The following is an 11423-nucleotide window of genomic DNA, read 5'->3' on the forward strand; positions in this document are numbered from 1 at the left end:
TCGGCGGCGATCGGACAACGCGCCAGATCAGCGATGTGCAGCCGTTTGCTGATGCTACTCGGCGGGACTTGGCTCAAGCGCTGGCTCCTTACGTGCGAACCGGCGCAACACCACGCGTCCGAGTTGCTGCCCGGGCATCTCGATGAGCCTGTAGGTCAAGAAGGACAGAAGACAAACTACCGGCAGCACGACCGCCAGCACGATGGCGAAGCGCAGCGGCGCGCCGAGGCCGTCGCCATAACGGGTAATCACGAAGGCCGCCACGGGCTGCAGAATGAGAAGGTGGATCAGATAGATGCTGTAGGACAGTTCGCCGAGCACATGAAAGATGCCTCCGCCCAATGCGACGGCGACTTTTCGCGCCGCGGCGCCCGCCGCGCCGGGCAGCATCCGATAGAGGACGAGGGCAAAGAACCCAAGCACCAGCGCTTCGCGTATCAGGAACTTCGAAAGGCCGTGGCCGTCGCCGAAGGGGATCGCCGCGAGCGCCATCGCCAGGGCCAGATGCAGCAGCGGTCGCGGTTGGCTCTGCCCCAGAACGCCCGCCAGAAGCATGCCGCACAGGAAAACCTGTATCTTCAGCGGCAGGAAGGACGGCATCGGGAAATGAACCGACATCAACTTGAGGGCCACCACCGCCAGGGCGCCGAGCGCCGCAACGACTAGCGCGCTCCAGACCCATCCGAAACGCCGCGCCAAAAGCATGAGCGCCGGGAAGACCGCGTAGAACTGCATTTCCAGCCCGAGGCTCCAGTCGGGCAGCGGCGTCCGGTAGGCGAAGTTCGGGGAAAGGCCGAACAGGAATGTCAGGTGGGCGAAAATGTTCTTCAGGCTGCTGTCAAGGTAGCGCTCTGGCGCCTGCGGCACACGGCCCACGAATGCGTCGATGACTGTCCGCGACTCATAAACATACGGGCCGAACGCCAGTGCGAAGAACAGCATGACGTAGAACAGCGGCGCAATGCGGAAATAACGCCGCGTCCAGAATTTCAGCCAGGTTTCAGGCCTTTGCCAGGGCTCCTTGTCCTGGCGCAACTGATAGTGGAACACCATCAGGAAGCCCGAAAGCATGATGAAGAGATCGACGCCCAGCGCCGGGTCGCCAAGCACCGGGAGATGCCAGCCCGTCAGCAGCAGGCAGTGGCCGACCAGCACCCACAATGCTGCGGCGGCGCGAAGGCCATCCAGGCATTCGATGCGCGATGACTCTGTAGGGCTATTGTTCATGCTGCATTGCACCATGGCGAGCGAGCCCCGAATGTCAACCCGCGATAGCCTATCAGCTGTAGTTTGACGCGGTCACTTGCCAATCGGCCGGTCCGGCTGGCGGGGATCTGAGCATCTAGGAATAGGACCCATTGGGGGGTGTGGGCATTTGCGAGGCGTGAATCGAGAAATCGCCAGTTTCGAGCCGCCCCGGCGCAATCGACAAGGATCAAGCTTGAACTATTCAAGGCCCGCTCGGCGCAGGCCCTCGATATACCTGGCACGGTCCTCAGCCCGTATCAGTGGGTGGTATTTTTCGACCCAGTCGATGCTGAGATTCCGCTGTAGACGTTTGCATTCGACGAGTCCTTGGCGTGCGATTTCCAGATCACCGGCCAGTCCTGCGGCTGCTGTGAGCGTGCGCCAGGCGGTTCCAAAGTTTGGTCTCATCAGCACGGCCCGACGTTCAGCTCTTACCGCTTCGGCGTGGCGGCCGGCGACCAGATGGCAAAGACCTTCGACCGAAAGATTGGCTGCTTGGGTTTGGTCCAGGGGACTCAATCGTCGCGCAATTTCGAGCTGGCGGAGGCCATCTTCAGCAAGCCCCGCATAGCCGTACGCTGCTCCCGAGATTATGTGGACGAATACAAAGTTGGGGTTGCGTTGCAGTGCCTCGTTCAGTTCCTCCACCGCCGGCCCAAATCGTCTCGACATCGCGAATACGTAGCCCGCCGCAAAATGGGCCCATGCGTCGTCGGGATCGAGGTCTATCGCACGCTGAGCGAGCGTGAGGGCATGGGAAATGCCTGGCTCAAATTCCAAATTGCCTGAGACTACACGGGTGGCGAAGGTCCACGCGAGCAGGCTGTGGGCGCGAGCGTAGTGGGGATCAAGCTCAATCGCTCGCGTCAGGAGGTTGATGCCAGTGTCCTCATCTTGAATAGCCCATAACCAGATATAAGGCATTGCTCGGACAACGCAGCCCCATGCATCGAGACTCTCCGGCGTCCTACTTTGAAGGCGAAGACGTTCAGCCGCGTAAATCTGCGGCTCGATCGCCGCGACAACGCTGTGAGTGATCTCGTCCTGCACGGCGAAAATATCAGAGGCGGGGCGGTCGTAGCGCTCTGCCCAGATGTGGTTGCCGCTGGCGGCATCGACGAGCTGCCCAGTTACCCGTACCCGCTCGCCAGCCTTGCGAACGCTGCCTTCCAGTATGTAGCGAACACCAAGCTCTCGCGCGACCTGACGGATATCCGGCGCCTTGCCTTTGTACGCGAAGGTCGAATTGCGAGCGATAACGAAGAAGCCCCGCAGCTTGGACAAGGCGGTAATGATGTCCTCAGCGACGCCGTCGCCAAAGTATTCCTGTTCGGGGTCACCGCTCATGTTCTGGAACGGCAGGACAGCAATCGACGGCTTGTCGGGCAGCGCCAGTTTTCCACCGGAGAGGTCGGGCACTGTCGGCTCTTTTTCGGCGCCACTGTTTAAGGTCACGCGATAGGCTCGCACCGGCCGTGCAATGTTTTTGAGTTCCTGGTCGCCGATATCCTCGAAATTAACTTTGAGCTTGTCGCGTACCTGTTCATATGCCGCACCCGATAGGCAAATACCATTAGGTTGGGCAATACCTTGCAGACGGGCAGCAATGTTGACACCGTCGCCCATCAGGTCGCCGTCGCTCTCCTCGACTACATCGCCAACATGTATTCCTATGCGAAACGCGATACGTCGATCAGGCGGCACCCCGGCGTTGCGTTCGAGCATGGCGTTCTGCACCTCGATGGCGCATCGGACAGCATCGACCACGCTGCGGAACTCGACAAGGGCTCCGTCACCGGTACGTTTCACCACGCGTCCGATGTGTACCGCGATGGTAGGATCAACCAGGTCGCTGCGGAGTGCCCGGAGGCGCGCGAGAGTCCGATCTTCGTCCAAACCAGCCAGTCGGCTGTATCCGACGACATCGGCGGCCAGGATCGCCGCAAGCTTGCGGGTCTCGCTCATCTGCCCCTCCTTCACTCTCTGACATAGCACGGACTCAGGAGGGCTGCTTCATTTAGATCGGCTCGACCTGCAGCCGCTTCGGGGGACCGCAGTGCGACATTGCTGGCGATGATGATAGGAGGGCTGGGCGACGACGAGATGGAGGCGCAGTTTGTTTCGAACCCTTAGGATGCCATCGACACTTCCGTCTCAAGCAGCGGAACAATCCCGTTAGCATAAAGAATAACGGCGTCGTCGAACTCCCCACTTGAAGGGTCACCCTTCCGGCTGAACGCCACCACCCCGGCCGAGCAGCCCGCCAGTTTCTCAGCGAGTCGCAACGCATGCTCGGCATCTTGCACCTCCACCGCCTTTCCGGCGGTGACGGCTCCCCTCGGCGTGAAGTTGAAACTCTGGACAACAAAATACGTCAGCAACACTGCCTCCTTTGCCGCGGCAGTGTGACTCAGGGTTGAGAACAAAACAAGTACAAACCTGCTCTTGGCCGCCCGTCATTCCACAGGGGCGTAGCAGCAACGCTAACCTACTCCGCTTGACAAAGTAGGTAGGTGTTACCTACCATAAGCGCATCGGAGTAGGTAGATGAAATCAGTCCTTGATGCGCAGCAATCCTGGAACGTTGGAACCGCTAGGGCCGTAGAGGATGAGCGCCCCTGCACACGCCATGTCTTCCCCCTTTCCGGCCCACGCGCTGACGGTCTCGTCGACCTTGTTTCGAATAACGGCCGCGACGGTGGGATCGCCGAGGTCGACTTTGTAGGCGGTGATCATCACGGCGACTTCGCCTTCGCTGATCTCCAGCTTCGAACAGATCTTTGTCCCGGCAATCGCCTGCCCGAGATGAGACATCACTGCCATCTGCTTGTCGCTGTACGCGAGTGCTTGTCCCGAGACGGCGCACCAAAACAGCGCCGCAACCCAAACGAGATTCCTCATCTAGTCCCCCTGCCATCTGCCTCGCGTTCGGCAAGCTATCACAGGGCTGGAGCGCTCGCGAACAGGCTTCCACACGTTGCCTTCTTGGCCGCTCTCCTGTTCTGCGCCGCTGTCACGCTCGGCGCCTTCTAACGCACCCAAGGAGAATCGACATTGCAGCAAATCAGCAGACACCCGTCGCACAGCCGGCCGAGCTTCCCGGAAGCTTTTTTTGAAACCCATCCGCGCTGCCTCGAAATGGCCGAGGCCATGCGCGACCTATTCGCCGTCTGCGGCGGGGTGAAGATAGAAGACCTAGTCCGCGCCGGCTTCACGAGCGCCGAGATCGTGGAATTCCGCGACGATGCCGCGACGCTCGCGGCGCTGGCGAGCACAAAGCAGCTGACCGTCCGCCCCGATCTGCTCGAGGACATGATCGATAAGGCCAGGCATGCCGCGCCTAACCGTCTGCCGCTTCCGGCAGACGCCGAACCGACGCGCGGACTTGTCCAGGCGTGGGGCGAATATTGTGCCGCCAGGGGCGCCCTCCTGCTCGACCCTTGGTCCGGTCAGCGGGAACGCTGCATGGCGGTGCTGTCGAGCTATCTGGAGTCCTTGCCGATCTTCCCCGCTATCCGGACCAGCGTCCTGAAAGCGGTGGAGTCCGCCATGCCGCAGGTGACGCAATGATGCCGGAGCAAGCAAGCCGAGTCCGCACGGCGACGGTGATCCCGACCTTCAAGCCGGACGGATCCGCTTTCGACCTGGTCGATCCCAAACCATCCGACATCAGCTTCGCCGACATGGCCAACACGCTGTCCAAGCTCGCGCGGTTCAACGGGCTCTACCGTTGTCCCGCCTATTCGGTGGCCCAGCATTCGGTGATGGGTGCCGATGCACTTTACCGGGAGACCGGCGATGGCGTCGCCGCGGGCTATTTCCTCCTGCATGACGGGCACGAATACGCGCTGGGCGACATCACCAGGCCGACAGTGGACCTCATCCAGCATCATATTGCCCGGCTGGCCACCGAGGCCGGACTGGAAGCCGCAGACTTCGTCGAACGTCTGGCGCACAGGGCGCTGGCCTCGGTCAAGCGCAGCATCGACGTCGCGATCTACCAGGCGGCCGGGCTGCCCGACATCAACGCCGTGTCTCAATACGCTCGCCAAATCCGCGAAATGGACGATCGCATGCTGGTCGCGGAGGCCACTGCCCTGTTCGGCGCCAGCTCCCGCAGCGCCTGCCTGCCGCGCGTGGCGCTGCCTCAGCCAAAGCTGGTCGGCGCGATTGTGCCCTGGGGCGCGATGAAGGCGGAGCTCGCTTTCGTCGAGCGCCTCCAGCGCTATCTCGGCATTGCCGTGCGAGCTGGTTGAACGGGGACAGCGCGCAGTGCCATTGCCGTCCAAAAGAATGCTCTCACCCGCCGAGGCTGCCGAATATTGCGGCGGCAAATCGGTCGAATGGTTGAAGATGCATGTCCAAGTGGCGCCGACCAGGATCGGCGCCCTGGTGCGGTATGACGTGCGCGCGCTTGACAGGTGGCTGGACAGCCGGAACCAATCGGAGCCGGCCACGGGAGACGAATGGCTGGGGTTGCTCGATGAGGATTAAGATCACAGGGCTCAAACGCTACAAGGACCGGCTCGGCATCGAGCGCGTCTATCACCGCAAGAGCGGGACGCCGATCGACCCGAAACTGACCGGCCAGGCCTTAGCCGCCGAGGTCGATCGTCTGGACAAGCTGCATGCCCCAAAGATGGCGCAGTCCGGAACGCTCGGGGCGCTGCTCGAAAGCTACAAGAAATCCCCCAAATTTACCGATCTCGCTCCGCGCACGCAGTCCGACTATCAAAAGTACATGGACCATCTGAAGCCAATCGCGGGGACACCCCTGGCTTTGATCGACACCGCATTCATGGCGAAGCTGCGCGACAAGACCGTCAAGAAGCGCCGCGGCGCGTTCACCAACCACATGATGGCCATGCTCTCTTCGGCCTTCAAACACGGCAAGGAGTATGGGCTGGTCACGTCCAATCCTTGCCTCGAGCTCGAAAAGGCAAGGATCGCAAAGGATCGGCGCAAAGAGAACCGCCCGTGGACGAAGACGGAACGGGTGAACGTGCTGGCTGCCGCCCCGCTCCATTACAAGGTCCCAATCGCGCTTGCGCGCTTCCTGGCGATGCGACGCGGCGATATCCTGCGGCTGCCGCGAATGGCCTATCGCGACGGCTATATCTCTTTCCGGGCCTCGAAGAACGGCAAGATCATGAAGCTGCCGGCGTTAGGCGAGTTGCGCAAGATCCTGGACGAGGCGCTGGAGGCATGGCCGGTTTCAGAGATCGACGTCACGATGCTATGCCTCAATTCGCACAGGAAGCCTTGGACCGAGATGGGCTTCTCCGCTTCGATCGGAAAATTCTTCGACGATTGCGTGGCGCGCGGCCTCGCCGGCAAGGGCCTGACGATGCATGGCCTTCGGCACTCGGTGGCGACCGACCTGCGCGAACAAGGCTACCGGCTCGAGGACATCAAGAATTTCCTCGGCCAGGAGACGATCGAGATGGCCGAGCATTATTCTTCGAGCGCGGACGTATCAGGGGTCTTGATCGACATGGCGAATGTGATACAAGCCGGCTCGAAACGAGAACGGGTTTTGTCTAACTCCCGCAAGAAAAGTGTCTAACCGCTTTTCTCTCGTTCGGCCAAAGTCTTGAAATCAAAGGCTTTTTGGGGAATAGGTTAACGGTAGACCCACGGACTCTGACTCCGTTAGTCCTGGTTCGAATCCAGGTTCCCCAGCCAGATACTTTTTTTGCAATAAGAACAATCACTTAGGCAAAGCGAGAAAATCGCAACCGGAACACTTTTCCGGATGACATCTCCGGAACACACGCAAAGCCGTAGCCATGGTTTGCGACTCGCCTTGAGACTGCTAAGTTGTCTTTGGGTCAAGGGGGAGAGAAATATGCCTGAGAGATTGGTGTTTCACTTTGAAGGTGCGTTGGCCGACGAGCATACGCTGAATTTTTATGAAGCTGCGCGCTTCCAATACGCTGCGGCCCGCCTAATTGTAAAATTGTTGCAGTTCCGATCGACGGGCAGTTTCGTTAAAAAGATAACTAATACGAGCAACAGAGACATACTCTTGCAAAGCCAAGAGGATGGTTCTTTTGACATAAGCATTCTTATGCCAGCGTTAATGACAGCTCAGGAGACATTTGTCTCCGTTTCTGTAACTAATCTAATGTCCTATATTTTTGAACGGATCGTTGGGAAAACTTCAAATAGTGACGTTGCTACCGCCTTAAACGCTCATACCGAAGTTGTTGCTCAGATCGGGCACATAGACGACAACAACACCGAACTTATCAATAGGGCGCTAGACATCATCCAGAATGACCAGGAGATTAAGGAGAACCTTCATGGGCAGCAAAAGGAACTGCTTGAGAGAAGGATAGCCGAGCTTACGCGTGAAAAGGAAATGCTATCGTCCTCCGCGCAGCTCGCCCGCATTGATGGCGCCCGCGAACAAAAATTGATCTCGATGTCTGCCCCGCTGGTCAGCGAGATGGCTACCGTGCTCCGGCGAAGTGCAAATACTCTAGAAATTGTATCTGATTCTGGCCTTTCTCCCCCAAGGGCATCTTGTTTCTTAATCGGCGAATGGCCGAGGAGATCGAGGTGTCCGCAGTGGACCAACAGATTACTCCGATCCTTGGCGACATCATTCAATACAACAAGGAAACGGGATGGGGCAAAGCGCGACTGACCATCAGCGCTCAGCCATTGAGCTTCAACGTGCCATCGGACATCAAAGGTCGCTTACAGAGCCAGCTCTTGGCAGCAATGGGCCGGGACAAGGTATACCTACAAACCTACATCGTGCGCGATAAAGTCGGTGAGCCGGTTCGGTTAATCGTAGTAGGAATTCTTCCGACTCCGCCCGCGTAAATCGGTGATTGTGGCCTTCATTGTCCGCGCCGTTCGCATGTTCGACGATTGGTGAGACCAGCGAGCGCGGCGCAAACCAGGCCGCGGTCACTCAAAACTAGAGGGCGCAACATGGCGGTGACACAAGGACACGGAAATCCGGACTGGACACGCGACGAGACAATCCTGGCGTTGGAGCTATTCTTCGAATCCGACATGGGAAGGCTTCGATCTGCCGACCCCAGGGTCCAGTTGCTATCCGATGTTCTCAGGGCGCTGCCATATCATGAGGATGCAGCGAGGAACGAGCGTTTCCGCAATGCCGCCGGTGTCGCCTTCAAGGTGCAAAATCTGCGTAGCGTTGTCACGGGCAAGGGACTTCAAAATGTCTCCGCGATGGACCGCGCTATCTGGGCAGAGTTTGGTGATCGGCGCGAGGAGGTCGTGCGGCTGGCCGCACTAATCCGTGCGGGTATCAAGGTGCCAGCCAAAGACGTGGTGGTGCCGGCAGAGGACGAGTTCTATGAGGGCCGGGTCTTGACCCGTCTCCATTACACTCGTGAACGAAATCCGAGAATTCGCGCGAAGCTTTTGCAGGCTCGGTCGTCTGCGGGTCTGAATTGTGAGATATGCGCGATCAGCTACCCATCTGTGCTGGCCAACATTCATGATGCTGCTTTCGAAGCGCACCATGTGGTGCCGCTCGCTGAGGCAGGTGTCAGGGTAACCAGACTGGCCGATATGGCGCTCTTATGTGCGTGCTGTCATCGCTTGATCCACCGCATAATTGCGACCGAACGACGGTGGGTGACTGTCGATGAGGCTCGACGGATAATCTTTGCCGAAAACAGCGCGGTGTGATCCGCGCCCTTGGCCGTTGTTGTCCGGCGATTGAGCTGACAGGGCTTTAACAGGCGCTGATATGGGTCGGAAAAATGCGACGCGCGGCGGGTCGGTGTTGCCAGGCTCGATGGAGTGATAGTTGGCTACTCTCAAGCAGGATCTTGGACTGTTTGGCGAACAACGAGTGGTCGCCGACTGCACATGCCCGAAATGCAAGGGAGCGAAAACGCTGGTCAGGTTGCCATCGAACTTCAAATGCGCCGATATCATATGCGATTTTTGCGGCTATCTCGGGCAGGTCAAAGCGAGCCGAGTTAAGCGCCTGGATGTCGTTCCGAAAGCCATCCTGGGAGCCGCATGGAGGCCGCAGAACGACCGCATGCAAGCCGCTATCTATTTCCCATTGTTCCTGGTGCTCGTCGACGGCGCGTGGCAGTATTCGATCTACTATCTGGCGGCTGATCTTCAAACGCCTGCGATGTTCAAGCCACGTAGTCCCTTATCCCAGACTGCTCGTCGGTCTGGCTGGCAAGGTTTCGTCTATGATCTTGACGCCGTGAAGGAGCGGATCGTTCGCATTCGCTAGCGGATAGTGAGACAATCGGAAGAGCCTAAACAAAATAGCAAGGAGAGAAAATGTTAGCGAAGGACGCATTGATAGTCTGGACGCCAAACAGCGACCTTTACGAGGGACAGGCAAACAGGGGGAAGGTAGTTGTCACGACAATGCCAGAGGCCCCTGCTTCGGCTGCCCACCCCATGTCGGCCGGACGTTCTGACCACGACTGGAACGAAGCCGACAACGCCGGTCGTTATAATTTGTTGCAACAGTATTTCAGTTCGATGATTCACGATGACGGCATCGATGAACATGTGGCCAGGCAAGCGCTATCTGTCATCGAAGATATTAACACAGCCACCCTTTCGGCCGAGATCCTGCCGGATCATTCTGGCAACGATTGAGTAGAGCAGTCTAGCGGACCGAGCGGGGGGCGAGGTCACATCGCACCCCCTATTCAATGTCAGGCCAAACCCTAAGCGGCGGGTCTATTCGCCTCGATATCGGCGCGGATAGCCGCCGGCCAGATGTTCCCTACCTCGCCCAGGATCGTGATGATCTCGTTGTCTTCGATCTGACCGGAGAAGGCGCACGGCTGAACGGTCGCCAGCGCCTCGACAAGGTCGCGGTAGTGCGCCGACACGACCTTGCTGTTTTCCAGGCTGAGTTCGCCCATATTGATGCCGGCTAGGCTCAGATTCGAGAGCGCAGCGTAGGAACGCTCGTCGGGGTGCTTGTATTTGCGTCTCAACGCCGAGCGCAGGCACCTCACAAGCAAATAGTAGCGGCCATTGCTCAGAAAGATTTCGGTCGGTTCGGTCATGTCGATTTCCTGTTGGTGACGAACTGAATCTGAATCGCTTCGCCTGGCTTGTAAAGCCATAAAATCAAATAAAATCATATATTTAGAGTAAGTCATTGGTGACTTACTCGGAAGGCGCGACGGCTGGTGCAGGAGCCGGACTTTTTCGGCGAGGCTTCGAGAATGACAGCCGCTTAGGCAGGCCGTGCTGGTCATAGTGCTTCATGCCCATCTGCTTAAGCTGCCGGGAAATGAAGACGTGCTGCCCCTTTGGCACCGCCTTCCCCCAGCGGCGCATCTTCGTGATGTAGGAAGTCCAGCCGATAGCGCCCTTAATGGGCTTCAGGTCGAGCTGGTCATCGACCCACCGGGCCGCCCCCTCGATCTTGCCGCCGGCCCGGATGAGCGCCTTTCGCACAGCGTCAAGATCGACAGCGCCCGCCGCGATTGCACCGTGAGTATGCAGGCGGCCATCGGGGCAAAGCTCCATTGCGAACGAATAAGGTAGGTCGTGCCCGATCGCCCGGCGAAGCTCTCGGCTGATATAAGTCGACAATAGGCGGGCGGGGTCATCAGCGTGCAGGAGAGCACCCTCGCGCCCGATCCCGAAATTCAGCGACCAAGCAAAGCCGCCCACTCGTTCGGCCGCTTCGACGCTGGCCTGTAGCTTGTCGAGTTCGCCCAGGTGACGCCATCTGGGCTTGGTGGTCTTGGCGCGTGTGGTGGCCTTCCTACGGCCGACAGGGGCTTTAAGGGTGCTAGAGGTGCTGGCCTTCCTGGGGCTGATAGGGCCCTCAAGAGTGCTGGAGGTGTGGCGAATGGTGCCGGTAACTGGCGGCCGGACCACCATAGCCCCAGAAGGCCCTTTTTCCATGGGCTCTGGTGTGGAAACGACAGTCGGCGTTGTCGCAAAAGTGTCGGGTTCGATTGACTCGACGATCGGCGCTTCGCTGCTACCGAAGTCGATTGGAAGACCTGCCACGAAGTCGGCCAGAAAGCGGTCGATCTCGACTTCGCCATTCGACTTTTTCTGCTCGCTCGCCTGACAAGCGGGCGCGATATTGCTATAATCCATTCATCACCTACTAAGAGACCGGTCGCCGTCGGGAAAATGTCGGCCGGTCTTTTTTTTCGTTATAGCGAAAAGAGCGCGGGTTA

The 11423-nt window shown here is 58.8% G+C and carries 14 protein-coding genes and 1 tRNA gene; 9 read left to right on the forward strand and 6 right to left on the reverse strand.

Annotated elements, in window-relative coordinates; genetic code table 11:
- Nucleotides 1–54: 54 nt before the first annotated feature.
- From EJ072_RS33260 to EJ072_RS33275, 4 genes are all read right to left on the reverse strand, one after another.
- Nucleotides 55–1227 carry an acyltransferase gene (locus EJ072_RS33260; protein WP_126083029.1) on the reverse strand — a complete coding sequence of 391 codons (1173 nt, stop codon included), beginning with the start codon at nucleotides 1225–1227 and terminating at the stop codon, nucleotides 55–57.
- 219 nt (nucleotides 1228–1446) lie between these two features.
- On the reverse strand, nucleotides 1447–3213 hold the full coding sequence (locus tag EJ072_RS33265) for an adenylate/guanylate cyclase domain-containing protein (protein ID WP_126083030.1): 1767 nt from the start codon (nucleotides 3211–3213) through the stop codon (nucleotides 1447–1449).
- Nucleotides 3214–3377: 164 nt separating this feature from the next.
- Nucleotides 3378–3629 carry a hypothetical protein gene (locus tag EJ072_RS33270; RefSeq protein ID WP_245467086.1) on the reverse strand — a complete coding sequence of 84 codons (252 nt, stop codon included), beginning with the start codon at nucleotides 3627–3629 and terminating at the stop codon, nucleotides 3378–3380.
- A 172-nt stretch (nucleotides 3630–3801) separates the two neighbouring features.
- Entirely contained in the window at nucleotides 3802–4149 is a 348-nt protein-coding gene (locus tag EJ072_RS33275) for a hypothetical protein (RefSeq protein WP_126083032.1), read from the reverse strand.
- A gap of 153 nt (nucleotides 4150–4302) precedes the next feature.
- On the opposite strand from EJ072_RS33275, the gene EJ072_RS33280 reads away from it, so the two are divergent.
- The 9 genes from EJ072_RS33280 to EJ072_RS33315 all read left to right on the forward strand — a co-directional run bounded on the left by EJ072_RS33280 (nucleotide 4303) and on the right by EJ072_RS33315 (nucleotide 9867).
- On the forward strand, nucleotides 4303–4818 hold the full coding sequence (locus EJ072_RS33280; protein WP_126083033.1) for a hypothetical protein: 516 nt from the start codon (nucleotides 4303–4305) through the stop codon (nucleotides 4816–4818).
- Complete coding sequence (locus EJ072_RS33285) at nucleotides 4815–5504, forward strand: hypothetical protein (RefSeq protein ID WP_126083034.1); 690 nt, start codon at nucleotides 4815–4817, stop codon at nucleotides 5502–5504. The genes EJ072_RS33280 and EJ072_RS33285 overlap by 4 nt, the downstream gene beginning before the upstream one ends.
- Nucleotides 5505–5541: 37 nt before the next feature.
- A complete protein-coding gene (locus tag EJ072_RS36255) occupies nucleotides 5542–5742 on the forward strand; it encodes a hypothetical protein (protein WP_127257236.1) in 201 nt (66 codons plus the stop codon).
- Nucleotides 5732–6814 (forward strand): tyrosine-type recombinase/integrase, encoded by a 1083-nt coding sequence (locus tag EJ072_RS33290; RefSeq protein ID WP_189343152.1) that lies wholly within the window; start codon nucleotides 5732–5734, stop codon nucleotides 6812–6814. The genes EJ072_RS36255 and EJ072_RS33290 overlap by 11 nt, the downstream gene beginning before the upstream one ends.
- A gap of 45 nt (nucleotides 6815–6859) precedes the next feature.
- A tRNA-Gln gene (locus EJ072_RS33295) sits at nucleotides 6860–6933 on the forward strand.
- A 163-nt stretch (nucleotides 6934–7096) separates the two neighbouring features.
- Nucleotides 7097–7900, forward strand: a complete 804-nt coding sequence (locus EJ072_RS33300) for a hypothetical protein (RefSeq protein WP_126083036.1) — start codon at nucleotides 7097–7099, stop codon at nucleotides 7898–7900.
- Between the two features lie 293 nt (nucleotides 7901–8193).
- Nucleotides 8194–8922 carry an HNH endonuclease gene (locus EJ072_RS33305; RefSeq protein WP_126083037.1) on the forward strand — a complete coding sequence of 243 codons (729 nt, stop codon included), beginning with the start codon at nucleotides 8194–8196 and terminating at the stop codon, nucleotides 8920–8922.
- Between the two features lie 121 nt (nucleotides 8923–9043).
- Complete coding sequence (locus tag EJ072_RS33310) at nucleotides 9044–9490, forward strand: DpnI domain-containing protein (protein ID WP_245467087.1); 447 nt, start codon at nucleotides 9044–9046, stop codon at nucleotides 9488–9490.
- A gap of 50 nt (nucleotides 9491–9540) precedes the next feature.
- Nucleotides 9541–9867, forward strand: coding sequence for a hypothetical protein (locus EJ072_RS33315; RefSeq protein ID WP_126083038.1), 327 nt, complete (start codon nucleotides 9541–9543; stop codon nucleotides 9865–9867).
- A 71-nt stretch (nucleotides 9868–9938) separates the two neighbouring features.
- On the opposite strand, the gene EJ072_RS33320 is transcribed toward EJ072_RS33315, so the two are convergent.
- Entirely contained in the window at nucleotides 9939–10286 is a 348-nt protein-coding gene (locus EJ072_RS33320; RefSeq protein ID WP_126083039.1) for a hypothetical protein, read from the reverse strand.
- A gap of 103 nt (nucleotides 10287–10389) precedes the next feature.
- On the reverse strand, nucleotides 10390–11340 hold the full coding sequence (locus EJ072_RS33325; protein ID WP_126083040.1) for a hypothetical protein: 951 nt from the start codon (nucleotides 11338–11340) through the stop codon (nucleotides 10390–10392).
- Nucleotides 11341–11423: the final 83 nt, after the last annotated feature.

Source organism: Mesorhizobium sp. M2A.F.Ca.ET.046.03.2.1 (assembly GCF_003952425.1).
GTDB lineage: Bacteria > Pseudomonadota > Alphaproteobacteria > Rhizobiales > Rhizobiaceae > Mesorhizobium.